The organism is Rhodopseudomonas palustris (assembly GCF_034479375.1).
Taxonomy (GTDB): domain Bacteria; phylum Pseudomonadota; class Alphaproteobacteria; order Rhizobiales; family Xanthobacteraceae; genus Rhodopseudomonas; species Rhodopseudomonas palustris_M.
Map to the genome: position 1 here is coordinate 1,678,506 of NZ_CP140155.1, position 21,038 is coordinate 1,699,543.

The following is a 21,038-nucleotide window of genomic DNA, read 5'->3' on the forward strand; positions in this document are numbered from 1 at the left end:
CAATAGTTACACAGTAACTATTGTTTGAAAAACGTCAATCGGTGCGCCCATGCACCTCGGCCGTGACCAATGCGGGCAGTCAATTCGCTGCGGGAGCCGGCGGCGCTTCGAAACCGAGGGCGAACAGCGTGCCCTGCCCGCGAATGCTCTCTGCCCGGAACGTGACGTTGCGGGCGTTTTCCTTGAGTGTCTGCAGGATCAGCGCGCCGAGCTTGCGCGGCGACGGCCATTCCTGGCCTTCCGGCAGGCCGGCGCCGTCGTCCGACACGATCACCGAGACACGGCCGTTGTCGACGCTGCAGATCACCTTGATGCGGCCGCCAGCCCGCCCGACGAAGGCGTATTTCAGCGCGTTGGTCAGCATCTCGTTGACCAGCAGCCCGGCCGGCATCGCGATGTTGACCGACAGCGGGCAATAGGTGGCGCTGAGCTCGTAGGAAATCGCCTCGCTGCCATGGGCCTGCATCACCGCCTCGGTGACGTCCGAGAGGTACTGGCCGAGATCGATATCGCTGCCGGCGGCATTGTCCGCGGACAGAATCCGGTACAGCGCGGTCAGCGCATCGATCCGGCTCGCCAGCCGCGCCAATGCGACGTTCTCGCCTTCAGCCGCCGATCGCGCTTCGAGCCGAACCAATGCCGTGACCAATTGCAGATTGTTCTTCACCCGATGCTGCAGCTCGCGCATCAGCGTATCGCGTTCGCGGATCTGCGACTCGAAAAGCTCGATCTGCGCCCGCTCGCGGCCGCCGACGTCGACCAGCGCCGCGATCCGGAAATTCTCGACGCCGTCGTCGCTTTCGATCACCGAGGCGTAGGCCTGCACGATCAGCACCCGCTCGGACGGCGCGGCGGGGCGGAATACGCCGATGAAATCCTCGCCGTCGCGGATCGCCGCGCCGAGCAATTGCGCCGCATCGTCTTCATTGACCAGCGCGTCGAGGCAGCTCCAGCCCTGCCCCTCGACATCTGCCGGGGTCAGCGACATCAGATCTTCGAAGGCGTGGTTGATATAGACGATCCGCTGGTCTTCGCCGTTGCCCCGCGACACCGCGACGGCAACCGGAACATTGTCGAGCAGATGCTTGTAGCGGTCGTTTTCGATCGCGACCGCGATCTCGGACGATCCCAAAATCCCGTCGACGCTCTGCGCGGACGGCACCCCATCATCGGCGCTCATTCAACAATCCTGCCCACTCGTTCGAGCATGGCCAAACAAAACGGGAAACGCAACGCAAAACCGGGTGCGTTGCGGGCGGACTACGCCCACCATCTGTCGGGCGTGAAACGCCCCGCCGCCTGCTCGATCACCTCGCCGAGCGAGAACAGAGTTTCCTCGTCGAACGGCCGCCCGATCAGTTGCAGCCCGAGCGGCAGCCCCTGCCCATCGGCGCCGGCGGGAACCGCGATGCCGGGAAGGCCCGCCATGTTCACCGTCACCGTGAAGATGTCGTTCAGATACATTTCGACCGGATCGGCGCCGCCCTTCTCGCCGATGCCGAACGCCGCCGACGGCGTCGCCGGCGTCAGGATCGCGGAAACGCCCTGGTCGAAGCATTGCTCGAAATCCCGCTTGATCAGGGTGCGGACCTTCTGGGCGCGCAGATAATAGGCGTCGTAATAGCCGGCCGACAGCACATAGGTTCCGATCATGATGCGGCGCTTGACCTCGGCGCCGAAGCCGGCGGCACGAGTGTTCTCGTACATCTCGACGATGTTGCGGCCGTTGACGCGGGCGCCGTAGCGGACGCCGTCATAGCGCGCGAGGTTCGACGAGGCTTCCGCAGGTGCCACAATGTAATAGGCCGGCAACGCGTATTTGGTGTGCGGCAGCGACACCTCGACCAGTTCGGCGCCGGCGGCCTTGAGCCACTCGGCGCCCTGCATCCACAATTTCTCGATCTCGGCCGGCATGCCGTCGAGCCGGTACTCCTTCGGAATGCCGATTTTCATGCCCTTCACCGAGCCGCCGATCGCGGCCTCGTAGTTCGGCACCGGGCGCTCGACCGAGGTGGTGTCCTTCGGGTCAAAGCCGGCCATCGAGCGCAGCAGGATCGCGCTGTCGCGCACGGTGCGGGCGATCGGCCCGGCCTGGTCGAGCGACGACGCGAACGCGACGATGCCCCAGCGCGAGCAGCGGCCATAGGTCGGCTTGATGCCGACCGTGCCGGTGAAGGCGGCCGGCTGCCGGATCGAGCCGCCGGTGTCGGTGGCGGTGGCACCGAGACAGAGGCCCGCGGCGACCGCCGCGGCCGAGCCGCCCGATGAGCCGCCGGGGACCAGCTGGGCATCCGAGCCCGCGCGGCGCCACGGATTGACCACTGGCCCGAAGCACGAGGTCTCGTTCGACGAGCCCATCGCGAACTCGTCGTTGTTGAGCTTGCCGAGCAGCACCGCGCCGTCGCGCCAGAGCTGCGTGGTGACGGTGGACTCGTAGGGCGGCCGGAAGTCGCCGAGAATTTTCGAACAGGCCGTGGTCCGCGTGTCCTTGGTCGCGAACAGGTCCTTGATGCCGAGCGGGATGCCGGCGAGCGGCCCGCTCTCGCCCTTGGCAATCTGCGCATCCGCCGCCTGCGCCATCTGCCGCGCCTGCTCCGGCGTCTCCAGCACATAGGCATTGAGTTCACGCGCGGCCTCGATCGCCGCAAGATGCGCCTCGGTCAGCTCGACCGCGGTGAAGGACTTTTGCGCCAGGCCGTCACGGGCCTCGGCGAGCGTCAGCGATGTCAGGTCGGTCATGGGTCAAAGCACGCGTGTCTGGCAGATCCGGGATCGCGCGCGAAGCGCCGCGACTTGCGGCTGGCTAGCACAGCGCCCCCCGGAATTGAAGCGATTGCGCCGATCTGCGCGCCACGGCTACAGTCGGCCCATTGACGGCAAGATTATTGTAGTTACATAATTCAATGGCGATCACGTTCGATCCGGCAAAACGCGATTGGACCCGGCGGCATCGCGGTCTCGATTTCGCCATGGATGCTGCAACGGCTTTTGCCGGACGCATCGTGACGAAGCTCGACGATCGGTTCGACTACGGAGAGAGCCGTTACATCACGGCCGGATATGTCGGTTCACGCATGGTCGTCATTGTCTGGACGCCTCGTAACGGCGACCGTCACGTTATTTCGATGAGGTACTGTCATGCCAAGGAAGAAGTCCGCTGGGCCGCGCTCTTTCGGCGAGCCTTTGACTGACGATCCCGACGACGCCCCCGAATTGCTCGACGAATTTTTCCGGACCGGTGAAATCCGCGACGGCGACAAGATCATCCGCCGCGGCCGTCCGCCGCTGGGAGCGCAGCCGAAAAGCTCGGTGACGCTGCGGCTGGATGCCGACGTGCTGGACGCCTATCGCGCGCTCGGCGCCGGCTGGCAGTCGCAGATCAACGCCGACCTGCGCCGCGTCCGCAAGCTGAAGAAGGCGTAGCGAGCCTCTATTTATTGACCGGGCTGCAGAAGAACGGCGACAGCGTCTTGTCGTTCTCGGGCGCGTCGCGCCTGGCCTTGTCGGCGGCCTGCAGGCCGTCCAGCACCGCGTCCATCGCCTTGTCGGGATCGGCGACCTTGCCCTGGCGCTCCATGGCGTCGAGATAGTCCATATAGGCTTGATAGGCCTTCTCGTCGTCGCACAGCAGGCACATCGGCACGCTCCTATTCGACCACCTTCGGCACCAGGAAGAAATGATCTTCCGTCGCCGGCGCGTTCGCCACGACCTGATCGGCGATCTCGCCGTCATTGACCACGTCGGCGCGCTTCTTCATCTGCATCGGCGTCACCGAGGTCATCGGCTCGACGCCGTCGACGTCGACCTCCGAAAGCTGCTCGACGAACGCCAGCATCGCATTCAGTTCACCCTGCAGATGCGGGACCTCGTCGTCGGTCACGGCGATCCGCGCCAGATGCGCAATGCGGCGGACGGTGGCGGCATCGACCGACATTATATATGGCCTTTCCGGAGATATCGATCCGCGCCGTATAGCAGAGCCGGCTTTGGCGCCGCAACCTCGCCGGCTGGGCCGGATCAGCCGGCGAGCCGGCTCAGCCGCGCCAGCGCGGAGCCGGCCAGCGCACGGGTCAATTCCGCCGCCGGCATGTCACGGCCCAGGCGCACCGCCTGCCCGGCCCAGAGGTTGGTGAAGTCGGTGCGGCCCAGTTTCTCCGCCGCGGCCTTGAGCGGCGCGAGCGCCGAAGCTGCATGAGGAAATGCCGGCGCGTCAGCGGACAGTGGCCCGATTTCGCGCATCACCCGATTGGCGACGCCGCGCGCCGGCCGGCCGGTCATGACATTGGTGATGACGGTCGACGCGTCGGTGGCCTGCGCCAGCGCGGCGCGTGCCGGCGCGCTGATCCGCGATTCCGGACAGCGCAGATAGGCCGTGCCGATCTGCACGCCGCACGCCCCGAGCGCCAGCGCCGCGGCGACGCCTCGTCCATCGGCGATGCCGCCAGCGGCGATCACCGGCACCCGCACCGCATCGACCACCTGCGGCAGTAGCGCGAACAGGCCCGGCTGCTCGGCGATGGTCTCGGTCAGGAACATGCCGCGATGGCCGCCCGCCTCGGCGCCCTGTGCGATGATCAGATCGGCGCCGCGCTCCTCGAGCCAGATCGCCTCGCGAACGATCGTCGCCGACGCCAGCACGCGGCAGCCGGCGTCCTTCACGCGCTGCAGCAACGGCTCGTCCGGCAGGCCGAAATGAAAGCTGACAGCCGCCGGCTTCAATTCCTCGACCAGTTCGCACATCGCCGCATCGAACGGCGCACGATTGGCGCCGGCCACCGGCGCCGCCGGATCGAGGCCGAATTCCTGATAGTAGGCACCGAGCCTCTGCTTCCACACAGCCTCGCGCGCCGGATCGGCGGCGGTGGGCGTGTGGCAGAAAAAATTCAGATTGATCGGTGCCGACACCTGCTGGCGGAAGATCCCGACCTGCTCGCGCACTTTGTCCGCGGTCAGCATCGCGCAAGGCAGCGACGCCAGCGCGCCGCCGCGCGCCACCGCGATCGCGAGCTCCGTATCCATCGCCCCAGCCATCGGCGCCAGTACGAATGGAAACTCGATATCGAACAGGTCGAGAAGACGGCGATCCGGCCACATGGTCAACGCTCGCGATGAGGGGAACGGCGGCGGGCGTCTTTGCTCGCCGCTGCCGCTTTAGCACGCAGTTCGGCCCCCCGGCTATCCGGGACCAAGCGACCTCGTTCGCGATTGCAGCGACGCACTTTTGCACCACAGCAAGAGCGGTCCTGATTTCTGCGGCGATTTGTAGCGCCGCGCCGTGTCGTCGCGCCGAATGATGCCGATGGCGCGGGTTCGTGTTCCGGCCGAAGATCGCGCGCGGCACGCGACCGGCAACGGCATCGCGGTCCGACGACAATCGTCAAGAAACAAAAATCGGGAGAAAACTGCCATGCTGAAGATGCTGACGCTCGGCTGCACGCTGGCTTTGCTGGGCTCGATCGGAATTGCCCAGGCCCAAGCCCCTGCACAGGACTGGACCAAATCGAAATGGGGGCCCGACGACGAGATCGGCGCCGCCAACTATCTGACGCCCGAACTGGCTCTGAAGGCCGCGCAACTGGTGAAGACCGGCAAAGTCTACGCGCTCGGCATCCCGGTCGATACCAAGACCCCCGCCTATCCGCCGCGCGCCTTCAAGATCACCGTCGTGCAGCCCGGCCAGGCCGGCAGCCCCGGCATGGGCCCGAGCAAGACCACCTACAATGACGACATCATCGAGGGCTGGGTCGGGGTCGGCAGCCAGATCGACGGCCTCGGTCATATCGGCGTCGAGCACGTCTACTACAACGGCAACAAGATCGCCGATTTCGGCGACGCGACCGGCCTGAAGAAGCTCGGCATCGACAAGGTGCCGCCGATGGTGACGCGCGGCGTGCTGCTCGACATGGCGGCGCATTTCGGCACCGACGTGGTCAAGGAAGGCACCGCCTTCAACGTCAAGGAGATCGAGGAAGTCGCCAAGAAGCAGGGCGTCGAAATCCGTCAGGGCGACGTCGTGCTGTTTCACACCGGCTGGATCAGCCTGATCGGCAAGGACGACAAGCGCTACAACACCGGCGAACCCGGCGTCGGCGTCGAGGGTGCGAAATATCTGACCTCGAAGGGCGTGGTCGCGGTCGGCGCCGACACCTGGGGCGTCGAGGTTGTGCCGTTCGAGAGCAAGAACATCTTCGAGGTCCACCAGATCCTGCTGCCGATGAACGGCACCTACATCCTGGAAAACATGAACACCGCCGACCTCGCCCGCGACAAGGTCTACGAGTTCATGTTCGTGCTCGGCCAGCCGCGGTTCAAGGGCGCGGTGCAGAGCATGATCAATCCGGTGGCGATCCGCTGACCGCCATTTCTCACGATGCCGACTGATCGGCGGAGGGCTGTCTCCCGTCAGCGGGCGATGGCGATCCGCCGATCACGGCGCGCAGAAACGCAAGAAAGATTTCATCGCGCGGCCCGGCGCCCGGAACCGTGCCCTGCACGGCAAGGCCCGACCACAGCGCGTAGAGGCCGATGCCGATCTGCAGCGGCGGCAGCGCCGGCGCGAGGTTGTGGCGTTGCAGGATATCCTCGACCAGCCGCGCGAACTCGGCATGATAGCTGATCTTTGCCGCGTTGTAGGCGTCGGCGAACCGCGCATCGCGCTGGGCGTGCAGTTGCAGTTCGATGGATAGTAGCGACCATTCGGTCTGCTTCGCCAGATCGGCGAGCCGCGCGGCGACCGTTGCAGGAACATCGCCCAGAGCCTCACCGTCCATCACCTGGACCAGGCGCCGCAGCGTTTCCACTTCGCCGAGCACGTGTCGCTGCATCAGCACCAGCAGCAGGTCGTCGCGACTGGCGAAGTTCGAGTAGAACGCGCCCTGGGAATAGCCGGCCTCCTCGCACAGCCGGCGCAGCGACAGGCCGCCGATGCCGTCGCGCCGGATCGCGGCATGGGCCGACGCGATCAGGCGTTCCCGCGTCTCCAGCCGGCTCTGTTCCCGTGTCTTTCGCATTCGATCGGTCCGTTGCAACGCGAGCGGAAGGAAGCGTTCCCGCTTCCCTCCGCTCGTCGTTATTTCGATGTGTCTCGCAGTCCGTCCCGCATCCGGTCGAGCCAGCCGACGACCGCGCCGAGCGCCTGGCTTCCCTTCCCCAGCAGCGTGGACAGTTCGGCCTCGGCGCGTTCGCGCAAGGTGTCGTCGTGCTCCGGCAGCAGCGGCAGGATATGGGCGTAGTAAGTGTTGTCGAGCAGGCGATGCAACAGCCGCTCGCCCGGGAACGGCTCGTTGTTGTTCATCGCGCGCGCCCCCTTCAGCAGGTTGCGGATGTCGTATTGCGTCGGGCTGATGTCGGCGACCTGCTTGGGCAGGCCCAGCAGCGTATAGACGCCGATCCGCGCCGTGCGCACCGAGGCTTCCATCGTGAAGATGATGTCGTTGCTGGTCTCGACAAATTGACCCATCAGGGCGAGGTTGGTGCAGCCCTCGGGCACGACGCGCGGGCGATCGCCCGCCGCCCGCGGCATGAATTGCGCGGTGATATAGGGCATCAGCGCCAGACGAGCCTTGGTGTTGGCCACGACCGCGTCGAGCTGATCGACGATCCCCAGATGATAGCACAGCTCCGCCACAATTTCCCGGCCGGTGCAGGCCGGCATCGGCTTCTTGACGTGATTGCCGTCCTTGTCCATCAGCAGCGCGTAGACCCACAGCACCAGCACGTCGTCGGGCTGGGTCGGGAAATGCGGCTGGCGGTTGCAGGTGAAGCTCAGCACCCAGTTGGAATCGGTGAAGGTGATGATTCCGCCGGTGGCGGTCTTGCCGGAATACGGATCGTTGACCGACAATTCCTTCAGCTTGTCGACTAGCGGTGAAGGTTTGCAGGTCAGCGTCGCCGATTCCCACATCGAGCCCGCGACATTGCCGTAGAATTTTTCAGGCTTGCCGAACACGGGCGACTTCTTCGCCAGGTTCTTCCACAGCATCCAGTCGCTGTCGTCGCCCGGTTCGGCATTGCCGCGCGCCAGCACAGGGGCGGTGTCCATGTCGCCGTAAGCCGTGCCCTCGGTCATCGATCCCGTCAGCGCGAACACCACGTCGTTCGGACCGACGGCGATGCTGTCGTCCTTGCCGTCCTTCTTGCAGCGGATCGCGGTCACGGTGCGGCGGCCGGCTTCTTCGACCATGTCGAGATCATAGGCCCTTGTGCCGAACTGCACCTTCACGCCCTTCCCCTCGAGCATCCGGGTCAGCGGCACGACGAAGCTGTCGTACTGATTGTACTTCGGAAACACCAGAGCCGACATGTCGGTCAGCCCGTCGATCGCATCGAGGAAGCGATGCATGTAGAGCTTCATTTCCAGCAGGCTCTGCCAGTTCTCGAAGGCGAACATCGAGCGCCACAGATACCAGAAGTTGGTTTCGAGGAAGCTCGCGCTGAAATATTGCTCGATGGTGATGTCGTCGAGATCTTCCTTGCGCTTGAGCAGCAGCTTGAGGATCTCCCATTGGTGCAGCTTGCTCAGGCCGAGCGTCGAAAAATCGCGGATCTCGCCCTGTCTGTGCATCAGCCGCGCCTTCGACCAGTTCGGATCGTTGTCGTTGACCAGCCGATATTCGTCGAGCACGCTGTAGCCCTCGGGCAGTTCCAGCGCCGGCACGTCCTGAAACAGGTCCCAGAAATTGTCGTAGTTGAAGTTCATCTCGCGGCCGCCGCGGATGATGTAGCCATCGTCGGCATTGCCTGCGCCGTCGAGCGATCCGCCGGCGATCTGCATCGTATCGAGGATGGTGATGTCCTCGCCCTTCATCCCGCCGTCCCGGATCATGTAGAAGGCGGCCGCCAGCCCGGCGATGCCGCTGCCGATGATCCATGCCTTGCGCCCTTCAACCTGTTCGGCCGGAACCGGACGGTTACGCATATACGGGCCCATCATGTCGGGCGGCGGCAGCGTATCGGCCGGCCCTTTGCGCCAGAACCCTGCCCCCACATTGGCTTCGATCAGGGGCTTGCCGGGAGTCGGGTGGATCGGAGTGCGGACTGGTTCGGTCATGGTCGTCCCTTCCGTCGATCGCATCGGGAGACGCGATCGAACTTGCTTCAGATATCAACTGATATTTGAGTGACAGATGATATTGCTCAAATCAGGGCAGCAGGTCGGAAAACCTCCACGATCTTCGGTATTTAAGCACCATTCTCGCAGCCAAGACCAAACTACTCCTCTCGGCGCGGCGGCTCCTCACGGGCCAGAACCGAGCGTCCCGGATTGCGTGGGATCGGCTTTGCGCCCTTGGCCATGGGCTGCTATGCGACGCCATGCCTGCTCCCATCCTTCCGCTGATCGAGGCCGCCGCCCTGTGGCCGGCGCGCGGCTCCCTGCTCGGTCTCGACCTCGGCACCAAGACGATCGGCGTCGCCGTGTCCGATCCCGACCGCAGGCTCGCCACCGGGATCGAGACCGTCGCGCGAACAGCCTTCACGGCCGACGCAAAGCGCCTGCTGGCGCTGGCGGCCGAACGCAACGGCTGCGGCTTCGTGCTCGGGCTGCCGCTGAACATGGACGGCAGCGAGGGGCCGCGCGTGCAATCCACCCGCGCCTTCGCGCGCAATTTCGCCAGGCTCACCGAGCTGCCGATCGGGCTATGGGACGAGCGACTGTCGACCGCAGCGGTCGAGCGCGAGCTGATCGCCAACGACGTCAGCCGCGCCAAGCGGGCCAAGATCATTGACGAACACGCCGCGATCTACATTCTGCAGGGTGCGCTCGACCGGCTGACGGCGCTGAACCGCGCCGGCTGATCGATCTTCAATCGTGACGGACCTGGTGCGATGAACTGCGTCTGCGGATCAGGCAAGCCCTACGACGAGTGCTGCGGACCCCTGCTCGCCCGCGCCCGCCCCGCCGCGACGCCGGAAGCGCTGATGCGCTCGCGCTACGCGGCCTATGCGCTGAAGGATTTCGACTACATCGTCGAGACCACCGATCCCGACACGCGCGAGCTGTTCGACCACGACGCCAACCGCACCTGGATGGAGCAATCGACTTTCGTCGATCTGCTGGTGCTCGATCGCCACGAGAAGGGTAGCCGCGGCACCGTCGAATTCGTCGCCCGCTTCAGCCGCGGCGGCGCGGCCGAGCAGACCCACCACGAACGCTCGCAATTCCGCAAGCACAAAGGCCGCTGGTATTTCTCAGAGGGCGTTACGGTCGGCTAAACGCGCTTGCTCGACGCGTGCTTCAAAGATTCAGATGGACCTACCCACCCGTCATGGCCGGGCTCGTCCCGGCCATCCACGTCTTTGGACGACGTACCGCCGAATACGTGAATGCCCGCGACAAGCGCGGGCATGACGAGGGTATATGACGGCGGACTGAACTCACATCTCCGGCAGCGCCCGCGCCAGCAGGCTGCGCGCCTGCTCGGCCGACAGGTCCGCAGCGCCGTACATGGTCGCCGGCTCCGGCGTCAGCCGGGTGCGCGCGAACAGTTCGGCGTGCGGCGGATGGATTTCGTTGAGCGCGGCGGCGGCGGCGAGTTTCGCCAGCGTCTCCACCGCGAGCCGCGCGGTGCGTTCGTTGTCGGCTTGCAGGAAGGCGCGTGCGACGAGACTCGCGGCGGCGGGAGCGCCGGTCAGACCGGCGGTGTCCTGGATCAGGCTCTGCAGCACCTCGGTGCCGGCGTCGCTCTCGCGCGACATCGCGCGCAGCACGTCGAGGCACATCACGTTGCCGGAGCCTTCCCAGATCGCATTCACCGGCGCTTCACGGTAGTGACGCGCCAAAATGCCGTCCTCGACATAGCCATTGCCGCCCATACACTCCATCGCCTCGTAGACGAACGGCGGCGCCGATTTGCACACCCAGTATTTCACCGCCGGCGTCATCAGCCGCATATAGGCGGCCTCGAGATGATCGAACGGCGCCTGGTCGAATGCCCGGCACAGCCGCATCACCAGCGCCACCGAAGCCTCGACCTGCAGCGCCATGTCGGCGAGCACCGACTGCATCAGCGAATGATCGATCAGATGCTTCTGGAACACGCTGCGATGGCGGGCGTGATGCAGCGCATGCGCCAAACCCGAACGCATCAATCCGGCGGAGGCGATCGCGCAATCCTGCCGCGTCAGTTGCACCATCTGGATGATGGTGCGGATGCCCCGCCCCGGCTCGCCGACCGGCACCGCATAGGCGCCGGTGAATTCGACTTCCGACGACGCATTGGAACGGTTGCCGAGCTTGTCCTTCAGCCGCTGAAACTGGATGTCGTTGACCGAGCCGTCCGGCTTGAAGCGCGGCATGAAGAAGCAGCTCAGCCCCTCGTCGGCCTGCGCCAGCACCAGGAAGGCGTCGCACATCGGCGCCGACATGAACCATTTGTGGCCGATGATGCGGTAGCCGTCGCCGTCGCGGATCGCGCGCGTCGCATTGGAGCGGACGTCGGTGCCGCCCTGCTTCTCGGTCATGCCCATGCCGATGCTCATGCCGCGCTTCTCGGCCCACGGCGCGAAAGCGGGATCGTAGCGCTTGGTGCCGAGCACCGGCATCACCTGCGCCAGCAGATCGGGCTGTCCGGCGAGCGCCGCGACCGAGGCGCGCGTCATCGTCACCGGGCACAGGTGCCCGGTTTCGACCTGCGCGGCCATGTAGAATTTCGCCGCGCGCACCACCTCCGCCGAGCCGCCGGCGGCCTTGCCGTGATGGTCCCAGGTCGAATTGTGGATGCCGGCGTGGAAGCTCTCCTGCATCAGTTCGTGATAAGCGGGATGAAACTCGACCTGATCGCGGCGCAGGCCCTTGGCGTCGAAGGTCTTGAGTTTCGGCGTGTGCTCGTTGGCGAGCCGGCCGCGCTCGGCCATATGCGCCGAGCCCCAGATCCGCCCGAACGCCTCCAGTTCGACATGCGCATGACCGCCATTGTTGAAGGTCACCGCCTCGACCAGCGGCCGGTCGGCGCCGAACAGATCGACCTCCTCGAACGGCGGCGACTGGTTGAAGACGTCGTGGGTCGCGAAAGCGCTGTCGGTCATGATTGTTCCAGGCAGGGAAAGAGATTCGCCGGCATGTTACGCACAAACGCGCGCAAGATCACGCCGGTTCGCGGATCGTGGCACCTCGTCCGACTACGACCGGCCCCCTCGCCGCCCGCGATTACCGCAGCCGGCGTACGATCGGAAAATCGTAGGCCCGGCGACCGCCGCCTGGCAGCGAGAAGTGCCACCATTCCTTGCTGAAATTGACGAAGCCCTGCCGCGCCATCGCCGACACCAGCAGCTTGCGCCAGCGGCGCTGCGCCGCCGTGATCGATTTGGCCGCGGTATGCGCCCTGGCGTCGGAGCAGTCGTAGCCGGTGCCCATGTCGACGCTCTCCTCCGGCGCGCGCCGCGTTTCCGGCGCGATACAATCGGCATAGGCCCGGTCCGGATCGAACGAAGGCCCCTGCGGCGCGGTGAGATCGACCAGCGTGACGTCGACCGCGGCGCCGGTCGAGTGGCCGGAATATTCTGCGATGTAGCCGAGCCGGAACAGCTCGCTCTTGCTGAAGCCCGGATTGTAGCGCCGCTGCGCCGCGGTCTCGTGGCCGTCCTGCGCCCACGCCACCATCTCGCGCGACGCCCGCGCCGGTCGGTAGCAATCGAGCATCTTCAGCGAGACGTTCTGCGGCGCGAGTTCGCGCTGCACCTTCTGCAAGGCCAGCCCGACCGAACGCTTGACGATACACTCGTTCGCCTCATAGCCGGGCAGCCTGCGGCCGACGAAATTGTTGACGCCGGCATAGCGGATGTCCTGCTGGATGCTCGGATCGAGGTCGCGCAGATAGACAAAGTCGCCGGGTAGCGGTTGCGCAACCACTGGCGTCGTCAGCATAATACTGAAGAAAGCCAGCGAAAGGCGGCGTATCACGCGCACGCGCTCACTTCATCCGTTCGCGCGCGGCCTTGAAGCCTTTGACGAAACGCGCCAGCGTGTGCGAGGTGGCGCCGCGCGGCAGCATCACTTCGATCAGCGAGAACTGCCCGCGCCGCGCGACCGCGGCATCGAGCGCGGCGGCCAGTTCGGCCCGCGTTCTGACGCGCACGCCATGGCCGCCGATCGACGGCGCGATGTCGGCGAAGTGCCAATCGTCGAGATCGTTGAACTTCGACTCCGGCTGGAACACCCGCAGCATCTCCCAACTACAATTGTTGAACAGCACCACGATCGGATCGAGGCCGTAGCGCTTGCAATTGCCGAGCTCCCAGCCGGTCATCTGGAACGCGCCGTCGCCGACCAGGATCAGCGGCCGCAACCCGGTCGCCGCGACGCCGACGCCGGCCGGCACGCCGAAACCCATGCCGGCGTAGTAACCCGGCGCCGCCAGCGCGGTGTTGTCGATCTCCATCGCGGTGAACAGGCAATCGCCGATGTCGGCCGTCATCGGCATCTTGCCGTGCTTGTCGAACAGATCGTTGATCGCGGTGGCGATATCGGACGGCGCGATCGCGCCTGAATCCGCGACGAGCTTGCGCGGGTAGACCATGCCCTGCCCGGCGTTGCGCGGCCGCGGCGGATGCTGCGTGGCGTGGGCGTCGAGCCCGGCGATCAGATCCGCCAGCGGCAGATCGCGATAGACGTGATGGCCGATCTGCACTTCGCGCCCGGTCGCCAGAACGGTGCGGCGCGGATCGGTCATGTTGGTCGACAGTGCGAAGTTCGTATCCGACAGGATCACGCCGAACATCAGCACAAGGTCGGACTCTTCCACCAGCGCCGACAGACCAGGATCGCCGGCCGCGCCCATATAGGTGCCGGCAACGACGTCGTCGTCGCCTTCGAGCAGGCCGCGGCCCATGAACGTGGTGACCACCGGCAGCCCGAGCTTGCGGGCGAGAGCTGCGACCTCTTTCTCGACGCCGTAGCGGCGGATTTCGACGTCGACCACGACCACCGGCGACTTGGCCTTGGCGATCCGGTCGAGAATCTCCTCGGAACATTCGGCGCACGCGCCGGGGTCGGCCGCCCGCTGCGGCAGCTTCTCGACCGGCTCGACCTTGGCGTCGACCATGTCGCGCGGGAATTCGATATAGACCGGCAGCGACAGTTCCAGCGCGCTGCGCAGCACCCGGGCGATCTCGGCTGATGCTGTCGCCGGATCGTCCAGCACCGCCTGCGCGCAGGTGACTTCCCGGAACACCGCGAGTTGCGTGTCGACGGTGCGGACCTGATGATGCAGCAGATAGCCGCTGGTGCGTTCGCGAGCGCCCGGCGCGCCGGCGATCACCACGACCGGGGAGCGCTCCGCATAGGCGCCGGCGATCGAATTGACCAGGTTGAACGCGCCGGCGCCGTAGGTCACCACCGCGACGCCGATGCCGCCGCGGTAGCGCGACGCCGCATCCGCCGCGAAGCCGACCGCCGGCTCGTGGCTCAGCGTGAAATAAGGCAGGCTTCCGCTCTCCTCGATCACCTTGAAGAACGGCAGCACGAAATCCCCGGGGATGCCGAAGATCTCCCTGGCGCCGTGATCCTTGAGAGCGTCGAGCAAAGCGGTCGCAAGCGTCGGCATGGGGGCTCCTTTGCGTCGCGCGAAACAGTCCGCACCGCTTTACCAGAGACTTCGCTCCCCACCAACGTAGCGCGGAATCCCCACCACCGCTGCAGCCATGGCGGTACGGCTCGCAATGGCTCCATCATACAGGAAGTCCTTATCCGGGAAATTGGAGCCGAACCCGTCTCGAAGCAGAAAATTTCGACTTCATTAACCGACTGCACCCCGACCATTCGCCAGCGACGCCAACCGTGCTATCACTTTTGGTTGAATCTGCATCAAGGAACAACTATGCGTCCAGCGGCGGTATTTGCACTTTTTTGCTTTGTCTTCGCCCCGAATGCCTTGCAGGCGATGGACCTCACGACAAGCAGGCGGCTGGCGGCAACTTGGTATTTGCAGTTCCGCTTGCCGGCCAACACTACGGCTAGTCGCTTCACGGAGAGGGCACGAGAAACATTCGTAGCGACGGACGCCAATATCGACGGCGCCCTCACCATTGCGGACACTGATATTATCGCCTCAATGCGAACTGCCCAATTTCGATCTAGCACTCTCGCCCAATTGACACGCGCTGACCTGGATCAAGATGGTGCCGTCACCGCTGAGGAACTGCGAACATTATTGAGGTTCGAGAGGCAAATTGGCCGGTTGGCCGTCCAGACGATTGACCGAGTGGAGGCCTCTGTCGCGAAGATGATGAGTTGGGATGCTGACGGTGACGGCCTAGTCAGCTTCGCAGAAGCTCAAATCGCCACGCAGACGATACCCACGATGGACGCTCCGGGAACAAATTCTGCGACAGATGTACTGGAAACGCTGATGGCGTTCGATGCCGATGGCGATGGCGCTGTTACCTGGTCTGAACTAAAAACCGCTTTTGAGACATTCTTTCGTACTCTCGATACCGATCAGGACGGCATCATCAGCTCGAAGGAGTACGCCGCCTATCACGCGCGTGCCTACGACTCGACCCCTGGGGCTGAAGAGTCCATTCGTCGGTTCGAAGCAAAAGTCCATGCCAAGTGCGCCATGCCGAAGGCGTCATCGTCCGCAAAGGTCGTTGTGCTTGGGACCCACCAGACTAATGCGCTGTCGAACGTCGCGCTCGGATCGATGGACGATGTCACACGTGCCGGCACGATCATCGTCGAGCCCGGATCCGAGCCACTCTATCTAGTGATCACGAATTTCGTTGCGACCATCTGGCAATTCACTGGCGCCGTGGATCGTATCGAACGCGTGGTGCTGGCCAGCAAATACGCCAGCGGCGCCACCGGCTTGCCCGCTGAGCGAGTGACGAGTCTGCCTGCGAAGGTCTGCCTACCGCACTCTTCCAACGTGGATGTCGACGCTGCCGACACCGCAATCGCGGTGGAGCGCGACATCGGGCGGGCGCCCGACCTAGTCTTCGGTCGCTCTGAACTCACCAGTTTCGGATTACCATCCGGCGCTGTGCAACTTCGGGGCAATCAGAAGCCCAATACAATCCTGACGCCGAGGTACGGGCCGGCCTCGTCGACTACCGGCGACACGTCGAATGTGGATGCGCAAATGCATGCAATTGCGAGCCTGGAGCAACAATTGTTGCGTTTCAGCCCAGGCGGCGTCATCGAGATTGACCCCGCGAAGGTCATAAGCTCTGCGGCTGTCGCAAGCTACGACGTATTGCCGGAGGAAGCAGGATTGCTCCAATTGATGCGGAGCGGTGCGCTTACCCAAGAGCCGGACGGCACATTTCTCATACACCGCAAGATCAGGTTTCCCGCCGGGTTGGCGGGCGCACATTCGGTCAAGTTCCTAATTCTGCGAGACACTCCGCAACCGATCGGCGATCCGATACATTGCAGGATTGCCCGCGAGAGGGAGGATAAGCCTATCGGTCCAAATTGACCGATTTCGGTCTCGTTGCAATTCGCTGGTCACCGTTTGCGTCTGCACCCCTCGATGCGAAAGAGGCCTCCCGACCGGGGGCAGGTTCCCTCTGCTCCGTCGTCGTATCGGCGTGGCCATCTTTCCGACCGCAGGGGATATTCTGCGCAGGCGTGCGGATCGCGCTTGCCCGCTCCGGCAAGTCTCCCTATAGCTCTTGCTTTAATGACCCCCGCATTGAAATCGACCTTTGTCCTCGCTCACCGGCATCTGCTGGGGATCGAAGGGCTTTCCGCCGCCGACATCACCGGCCTGCTCGACCTTTCCGAGGAATATGTCGAGCTCAACCGGCAGGTCGACAAGAAGCGCGCCTCGTTGCGCGGCCGCACCCAGGTCAATCTGTTCTTCGAGGCCTCGACGAGGACGCAGTCCTCTTTCGAGATCGCCGGCAAGCGTCTCGGCGCCGACGTGATGAACATGAGCGTGTCGTCGTCTTCGATGCGCAAGGGCGAGACGCTGATGGACACCGCGGTGACGCTCAACGCGATGCACCCGGATATCCTCGTGGTCCGCCATCACGCCTCCGGCGCTGTCGAATTGCTGGCTCGAAAGGTCGACGGCTCGGTGATCAATGCCGGCGACGGCGCGCACGAGCATCCGACCCAGGCGCTGCTCGACGCGCTGACCATCCGCCGCAACAAGGGCCGGCTCGAAGGTCTGGTGATCGCGATCTGCGGCGACGTCATGCATTCGCGGGTGGCGCGCTCCAACATCCTGCTGCTCAACACCATGGGCGCGCGCGTCCGCGTGGTCGCGCCCTCCACGCTGTTGCCCCGCGGAATCGAGCGGATGGGCGTCGAGGTCGCACGCGACATGCGCGAGGGGCTCGACGGCGCGGATATCGTCATGATGCTGCGGCTGCAGCGCGAGCGGATGAACGGCTCCTTCGTGCCGTCGAGCGGCGAATATTTCAACTATTTCGGGCTCGACCAGAAGAAGCTCGCCTACGCCAAGCCCGACGCGCTGGTGATGCATCCGGGGCCGATGAATCGTGGCGTCGAGATCGACTCGATCGTCGCCGACGGCGCGCAATCGGTGATCCGCGAACAGGTCGAAATGGGCGTGGCGGTGCGGATGGCGGTGCTCGAAGCGCTGGCCCGCAACCTGCCCAACGCGTGAAGCTGGAACGGAACTGAGATGCTGATCGACCGCCGCCCGATCCTGCTCGCCAATGCCCGCCTGATCGATCCGGCGCGCGATTTCGACGGCATCGGCGACGTGCTGATCGCCGACGGCGTGATCCGCGACGCCCGCCGCGGCATCGGCGCCGCCGGCGTGCCGGAAGGCACCGACATCGTCAATTGCGCCGGCATGGTGGTGGCCCCCGGCCTGGTCGACATGCGCGCCTTCGTCGGCGAGCCCGGCGCCAGCCACCGCGAGACCTTCGCGTCGGCCAGCCAGGCCGCGGCCGCAGGCGGCATCACCACCATCGTCTGCCAGCCCAACACCTCGCCGGTGATCGACAATTCGGCGACGGTCGACTTCGTGATGCGCCGTGCCCGCGACACCGCGATCGTCAACATCCATCCGATGGCGGCGCTGACCAAGGGGCTGAACGGCACCGAGATGACCGAGATCGGCCTCCTGAAGGCCGCCGGCGCCGTGGCGTTCAGCGACGGCGACCGCAGCGTGATGAACGCGCGGGTGATGCGCAGCGCGCTGACCTACGCTCGCGATTTCGACGCGCTGATCGTGCACCACACCGAAGACCCCGATCTGGTCGCCGAAGGCGTGATGAACGAGAGCGAATTCGCCACCCGGCTCGGGCTGTCGGGCGTGCCGAACGCCGCCGAGGCCGTGGTGCTGGAGCGCGACGTCCGCCTCGCCGCGCTGACCGGCGGCCGCTACCACGCCGCATCGCTGACCTGCATCGAGTCGCTGGAGATCCTGCAGCGCGCGCGCGATTCCGGGATCAACGTCTCGGCGTCGGTGTCGATCAATCACGTCACGCTCAACGAGAACGACATCGGCCCGTACCGCACCTTCCTCAAGCTGTCGCCGCCGCTGCGCACCGAGGACGACCGCAAGGCGCTGATCGCCGCCGTCTCCTCCGGGCTGATCGACGTCATCATGTCGGATCACAATCCGCAGGACGTCGAGGTCAAGCGGCTGCCCTTCGCCGAGGCCGCCGCCGGTGCGATCGGGCTGGAGACGATGCTGCCGGCCGGCTTGCGGCTGCTCCACGCCGGTGAGCTCGATCTGGTGAGCCTGATCCGCGCGATGTCGACCCGCCCGGCCGAACTGCTCGGCCTGCCCAGCGGCACGCTGCGCGCCGGCAGTCCTGCCGATCTGATCGTGATCGACCTCGACACGCCGTGGATCGTCGATCCGAACGAACTGAAATCAAAGTGCAAGAACACCCCGTTCGACGAAGCGCGGTTCTCCGGACGGGTGGTCCGCACCATCGTCGGCGGCCGCACGGTGTACGAGCATGTGTAAGTGGATTTGAAGGGCTGCGTCAGTCCGGACGATAAGGGCTTCCGTTCTCGTCATTGCGAGCGAAGCGAAGCAATCCAGAAGCGCCGTGCACCACGCTGGATTGCTTCGTCGCTTCGCTCCTCGCAATGACGGGAAAGCCTGACTTTGTTGCCGACGCGCTAGAGTTGTTTGGAGAATTGTGATGATCGGGATCTACATCGCAGCACTGCTGCTCGGCTATCTGTTCGGCTCGATTCCGTTCGGCCTGATCCTGACCAGGTTCGCCGGAACGCAGGATCTGCGCTCGATCGGCTCCGGCAATATCGGCGCGACCAACGTGCTACGCACCGGCCGCAAGGGCCTCGCCGCCGCCACGCTGCTGCTCGACGCGCTCAAGGGCACCGCCGCGGTGATCATCGCGTCGAGTTTCGGCGGCGCCGAAGCCGCGATGCTGGCCGCACTCGGCGCGTTTCTCGGCCACCTGTTTCCGGTCTGGCTGAAGTTCAAGGGCGGCAAGGGCGTCGCCGTCTATATAGGCGTGCTGATCGGCCTGTTCTGGCCGGCGGCGATCGTGTTCTGCCTGCTCTGGCTCGCCACCGCCTTCACCGCGCGCTACTCGTCGCTGTCCGCGCTGGTCGCCGCCTTCATCACCCCGATCTTCCTGTGGTGGTTCGGCCACCCCGCACTCGCCTCGCTGTTCGCCGTGCTGACGCTGCTGCTGTTCTACATGCACCGCGAAAACATCAAGCGGCTGCAGGCCGGCACCGAGAGCAGGATCGGCGAGAAGAAGTAGCGACCGCTACGCAGCTTGCTTCTCACGCGCCGTCATCCTGAGGCGCGAGCGCAGCGAGCCTCGAAGGATGTGCCACACAGCGTGGCGCTCGTCCCCTTCTTACCATGCCGTCGCCCTTCGAGGGCCGCTACGCGGCCACCTCAGGGTGACGGCGCCCGATACCTCATCAGCTTCCGCCTTCGTCGAACTTGTCCACTCGCATAAGTTGCGCAACACTCCCGGCGGGGGTGGTGCGTGGCCGAAAGTACCAGCGACCAGGGAACGAGTCTTCTCACCGAGGCGCAGCGGATCGACTGGCTGCGGCTGATCCGCGCCGACAATGTCGGCGCTCGCACCTTCCGCTCGCTGATCAATCATTTCGGCTCGGCGCGCGCGGCGCTGGAGCGGTTGCCGGAGCTGGCGCGGCGCGGCGGCGCGGCGCGCGCCGGACGCATCCCGAGCGAAGACGAGGCGCGGCGCGAGATCGAAGGTGGTCGCCGGCTCGGCGTCGAGCTGGTCGCGCCGGGCGAGCCGGGCTATCCCCCTCGCCTCGCGCTGATCGACGACGCGCCGCCGCTGCTCGGCGTCCACGCATTGCCGGACGCGCTCGCCATGATGCAGCGGCCGATGATCGCGATCGTCGGCTCGCGCAATGCCTCCGGCGCCGGGCTGAAATTCGCTCAGCTTCTCGCCGGCGACCTCGGCGCCAGCGGCTTCGTGGTGATCTCCGGGCTGGCGCGCGGCATCGACCAGGCGGCGCATCGCGCCAGCCTCGGCAGCGGCACCGTCGCGGTGCTGGCCGGCGGCCACGACAAGATCTATCCGGCCGAGCACGAGGATCTGCTGCTCGACATCGTCGAAGCGCGCGGCGCGGCGATCTCGGAAATGCCGCTCGGCCACGTCCCGCGCGGCAAGGATTTTCCCCGCCGCAACCGGCTGATCTCCGGCGCGTCGGTCGGCGTCGCGGTGATCGAGGCGGCGTATCGCTCCGGTTCGCTGATCACAGCGCGGCGCGCCGCCGATCAGGGCCGCGAAGTGTTCGCGGTCCCGGGCTCGCCGCTCGATCCGCGCGCCGCCGGCACCAACGACCTGATCAAACAGGGCGCGACGCTGATCACTTGCGCCGCCGACATCATCCAGGCGGTGTCGCCGATCCTCGAGCGGCCGATCGAGCTGCCGGGCCGCGAACCCGACCACCCGCCGCCGGCGAGCGATCCCGATCCCAGCGACCGCAGCCGCATCGTCAACCTGCTCGGGCCGAGCCCGGTCGGGATCGACGATCTGATCCGGCTCTCCGGCATCTCTCCGGCGGTGGTGCGCACTGTGCTGCTGGAGCTGGAGCTTGCCGGCCGGCTGGAGCGCCATGGCGGCGGGCTGGTGTCGCTGAATTGAC

General features: G+C 65.4%; 20 protein-coding genes. 10 read left to right on the forward strand and 10 right to left on the reverse strand.

Features of this window, described 5'->3' with window-relative positions; translation table 11 throughout:
• Window positions 1–79: 79 nt before the first annotated feature.
• Window positions 80–1,180: a sensor histidine kinase gene (locus SR870_RS07555; RefSeq protein WP_322517382.1), complete on the reverse strand. Its 1,101-nt coding sequence runs from the start codon at window positions 1,178–1,180 to the stop codon at window positions 80–82.
• 80 nt (window positions 1,181–1,260) lie between these two features.
• Entirely contained in the window at window positions 1,261–2,739 is a 1,479-nt protein-coding gene (gene gatA, locus SR870_RS07560; RefSeq protein WP_322517383.1) for an Asp-tRNA(Asn)/Glu-tRNA(Gln) amidotransferase subunit GatA, read from the reverse strand.
• A 164-nt stretch (window positions 2,740–2,903) separates the two neighbouring features.
• On the opposite strand from gatA, the gene SR870_RS07565 reads away from it, so the two are divergent.
• Both SR870_RS07565 and SR870_RS07570 read left to right on the forward strand, forming a co-directional pair.
• Window positions 2,904–3,191, forward strand: coding sequence for a BrnT family toxin (locus SR870_RS07565; RefSeq protein WP_322517384.1), 288 nt, complete (start codon window positions 2,904–2,906; stop codon window positions 3,189–3,191).
• On the forward strand, window positions 3,139–3,423 hold the full coding sequence (locus tag SR870_RS07570; RefSeq protein ID WP_416221135.1) for a BrnA antitoxin family protein: 285 nt from the start codon (window positions 3,139–3,141) through the stop codon (window positions 3,421–3,423). Before SR870_RS07565 ends, SR870_RS07570 begins: the two co-directional genes overlap by 53 nt.
• Before the next feature lie 7 nt (window positions 3,424–3,430).
• On the opposite strand, the gene SR870_RS07575 is transcribed toward SR870_RS07570, so the two are convergent.
• From SR870_RS07575 to SR870_RS07585, 3 genes are all read right to left on the reverse strand, one after another.
• Entirely contained in the window at window positions 3,431–3,637 is a 207-nt protein-coding gene (locus SR870_RS07575) for a hypothetical protein (RefSeq protein WP_322517386.1), read from the reverse strand.
• A gap of 10 nt (window positions 3,638–3,647) precedes the next feature.
• Window positions 3,648–3,935 carry an Asp-tRNA(Asn)/Glu-tRNA(Gln) amidotransferase subunit GatC gene (gene gatC, locus SR870_RS07580; protein WP_011441324.1) on the reverse strand — a complete coding sequence of 96 codons (288 nt, stop codon included), beginning with the start codon at window positions 3,933–3,935 and terminating at the stop codon, window positions 3,648–3,650.
• Window positions 3,936–4,018: 83 nt separating this feature from the next.
• The gene (locus tag SR870_RS07585) at window positions 4,019–5,095 is read right to left on the reverse strand and encodes a nitronate monooxygenase family protein (protein ID WP_322517387.1); all 1,077 of its coding nucleotides are present in this window, start codon (window positions 5,093–5,095) and stop codon (window positions 4,019–4,021) included.
• Between the two features lie 313 nt (window positions 5,096–5,408).
• Between SR870_RS07585 and SR870_RS07590 the strand changes: the two genes are divergently transcribed.
• The gene (locus tag SR870_RS07590) at window positions 5,409–6,356 is read left to right on the forward strand and encodes a cyclase family protein (RefSeq protein ID WP_322517388.1); all 948 of its coding nucleotides are present in this window, start codon (window positions 5,409–5,411) and stop codon (window positions 6,354–6,356) included.
• Between the two features lie 10 nt (window positions 6,357–6,366).
• On the opposite strand, the gene SR870_RS07595 is transcribed toward SR870_RS07590, so the two are convergent.
• Both SR870_RS07595 and SR870_RS07600 read right to left on the reverse strand, forming a co-directional pair.
• Window positions 6,367–7,011, reverse strand: a complete 645-nt coding sequence (locus SR870_RS07595; protein WP_322517389.1) for a TetR/AcrR family transcriptional regulator — start codon at window positions 7,009–7,011, stop codon at window positions 6,367–6,369.
• A 59-nt stretch (window positions 7,012–7,070) separates the two neighbouring features.
• Window positions 7,071–9,050 carry an oleate hydratase gene (locus SR870_RS07600; protein WP_322517390.1) on the reverse strand — a complete coding sequence of 660 codons (1,980 nt, stop codon included), beginning with the start codon at window positions 9,048–9,050 and terminating at the stop codon, window positions 7,071–7,073.
• Window positions 9,051–9,313: 263 nt separating this feature from the next.
• Between SR870_RS07600 and ruvX the strand changes: the two genes are divergently transcribed.
• Together ruvX and SR870_RS07610 are read left to right on the forward strand one after the other, a co-directional pair.
• A complete protein-coding gene (gene ruvX, locus SR870_RS07605; RefSeq protein ID WP_322517391.1) occupies window positions 9,314–9,796 on the forward strand; it encodes a Holliday junction resolvase RuvX in 483 nt (160 codons plus the stop codon).
• A 30-nt stretch (window positions 9,797–9,826) separates the two neighbouring features.
• Window positions 9,827–10,213: a YchJ family protein gene (locus SR870_RS07610; RefSeq protein ID WP_322517392.1), complete on the forward strand. Its 387-nt coding sequence runs from the start codon at window positions 9,827–9,829 to the stop codon at window positions 10,211–10,213.
• Window positions 10,214–10,375: 162 nt separating this feature from the next.
• Here the strand turns inward: SR870_RS07610 and SR870_RS07615 are convergent, their stop codons facing one another.
• The 3 genes from SR870_RS07615 to ipdC form a co-directional block, all read right to left on the reverse strand.
• Window positions 10,376–12,025 (reverse strand): acyl-CoA dehydrogenase family protein, encoded by a 1,650-nt coding sequence (locus SR870_RS07615; protein WP_322517393.1) that lies wholly within the window; start codon window positions 12,023–12,025, stop codon window positions 10,376–10,378.
• Window positions 12,026–12,146: 121 nt separating this feature from the next.
• On the reverse strand, window positions 12,147–12,863 hold the full coding sequence (locus tag SR870_RS07620; protein WP_322517394.1) for a M15 family metallopeptidase: 717 nt from the start codon (window positions 12,861–12,863) through the stop codon (window positions 12,147–12,149).
• Window positions 12,864–12,909: 46 nt separating this feature from the next.
• The gene (ipdC, locus tag SR870_RS07625; RefSeq protein WP_322517395.1) at window positions 12,910–14,541 is read right to left on the reverse strand and encodes an indolepyruvate/phenylpyruvate decarboxylase; all 1,632 of its coding nucleotides are present in this window, start codon (window positions 14,539–14,541) and stop codon (window positions 12,910–12,912) included.
• A gap of 273 nt (window positions 14,542–14,814) precedes the next feature.
• Here ipdC and SR870_RS07630 point away from each other — a divergent pair, with 273 nt between their 5' ends.
• The 5 genes from SR870_RS07630 to dprA all read left to right on the forward strand — a co-directional run bounded on the left by SR870_RS07630 (window position 14,815) and on the right by dprA (window position 21,037).
• On the forward strand, window positions 14,815–16,416 hold the full coding sequence (locus tag SR870_RS07630; protein ID WP_322517396.1) for an EF-hand domain-containing protein: 1,602 nt from the start codon (window positions 14,815–14,817) through the stop codon (window positions 16,414–16,416).
• A gap of 204 nt (window positions 16,417–16,620) precedes the next feature.
• Window positions 16,621–17,574, forward strand: coding sequence for an aspartate carbamoyltransferase catalytic subunit (locus SR870_RS07635; protein WP_322517397.1), 954 nt, complete (start codon window positions 16,621–16,623; stop codon window positions 17,572–17,574).
• Between the two features lie 18 nt (window positions 17,575–17,592).
• On the forward strand, window positions 17,593–18,894 hold the full coding sequence (locus tag SR870_RS07640; protein ID WP_322517398.1) for a dihydroorotase: 1,302 nt from the start codon (window positions 17,593–17,595) through the stop codon (window positions 18,892–18,894).
• A gap of 178 nt (window positions 18,895–19,072) precedes the next feature.
• Window positions 19,073–19,666, forward strand: a complete 594-nt coding sequence (gene plsY, locus SR870_RS07645) for a glycerol-3-phosphate 1-O-acyltransferase PlsY (protein WP_322517399.1) — start codon at window positions 19,073–19,075, stop codon at window positions 19,664–19,666.
• A gap of 234 nt (window positions 19,667–19,900) precedes the next feature.
• Window positions 19,901–21,037, forward strand: coding sequence for a DNA-processing protein DprA (dprA, locus tag SR870_RS07650; protein WP_322517400.1), 1,137 nt, complete (start codon window positions 19,901–19,903; stop codon window positions 21,035–21,037).
• Window position 21,038 lies beyond the last annotated feature (1 nt).

What these genes read in the sequence shown, in the direction of transcription:
- SR870_RS07555 (WP_322517382.1), bottom strand. Translation starts at nt 1,180, where the DNA reads ATGAGCGCCGATGATGGGGTGCCGTCCGCGCAGAGCGTCGACGGGATT.
- gatA (WP_322517383.1), bottom strand. Translation starts at nt 2,739, where the DNA reads ATGACCGACCTGACATCGCTGACGCTCGCCGAGGCCCGTGACGGCCTG.
- SR870_RS07565 (WP_322517384.1), top strand. Translation starts at nt 2,904, where the DNA reads ATGGCGATCACGTTCGATCCGGCAAAACGCGATTGGACCCGGCGGCAT.
- SR870_RS07570 (WP_416221135.1), top strand. Translation starts at nt 3,139, where the DNA reads ATGCCAAGGAAGAAGTCCGCTGGGCCGCGCTCTTTCGGCGAGCCTTTG.
- SR870_RS07575 (WP_322517386.1), bottom strand. Translation starts at nt 3,637, where the DNA reads ATGTGCCTGCTGTGCGACGACGAGAAGGCCTATCAAGCCTATATGGAC.
- gatC (WP_011441324.1), bottom strand. Translation starts at nt 3,935, where the DNA reads ATGTCGGTCGATGCCGCCACCGTCCGCCGCATTGCGCATCTGGCGCGG.
- SR870_RS07585 (WP_322517387.1), bottom strand. Translation starts at nt 5,095, where the DNA reads ATGTGGCCGGATCGCCGTCTTCTCGACCTGTTCGATATCGAGTTTCCA.
- SR870_RS07590 (WP_322517388.1), top strand. Translation starts at nt 5,409, where the DNA reads ATGCTGAAGATGCTGACGCTCGGCTGCACGCTGGCTTTGCTGGGCTCG.
- SR870_RS07595 (WP_322517389.1), bottom strand. Translation starts at nt 7,011, where the DNA reads ATGCGAAAGACACGGGAACAGAGCCGGCTGGAGACGCGGGAACGCCTG.
- SR870_RS07600 (WP_322517390.1), bottom strand. Translation starts at nt 9,050, where the DNA reads ATGACCGAACCAGTCCGCACTCCGATCCACCCGACTCCCGGCAAGCCC.
- ruvX (WP_322517391.1), top strand. Translation starts at nt 9,314, where the DNA reads ATGCCTGCTCCCATCCTTCCGCTGATCGAGGCCGCCGCCCTGTGGCCG.
- SR870_RS07610 (WP_322517392.1), top strand. Translation starts at nt 9,827, where the DNA reads ATGAACTGCGTCTGCGGATCAGGCAAGCCCTACGACGAGTGCTGCGGA.
- SR870_RS07615 (WP_322517393.1), bottom strand. Translation starts at nt 12,025, where the DNA reads ATGACCGACAGCGCTTTCGCGACCCACGACGTCTTCAACCAGTCGCCG.
- SR870_RS07620 (WP_322517394.1), bottom strand. Translation starts at nt 12,863, where the DNA reads ATGCTGACGACGCCAGTGGTTGCGCAACCGCTACCCGGCGACTTTGTC.
- ipdC (WP_322517395.1), bottom strand. Translation starts at nt 14,541, where the DNA reads ATGCCGACGCTTGCGACCGCTTTGCTCGACGCTCTCAAGGATCACGGC.
- SR870_RS07630 (WP_322517396.1), top strand. Translation starts at nt 14,815, where the DNA reads ATGCGTCCAGCGGCGGTATTTGCACTTTTTTGCTTTGTCTTCGCCCCG.
- SR870_RS07635 (WP_322517397.1), top strand. Translation starts at nt 16,621, where the DNA reads ATGACCCCCGCATTGAAATCGACCTTTGTCCTCGCTCACCGGCATCTG.
- SR870_RS07640 (WP_322517398.1), top strand. Translation starts at nt 17,593, where the DNA reads ATGCTGATCGACCGCCGCCCGATCCTGCTCGCCAATGCCCGCCTGATC.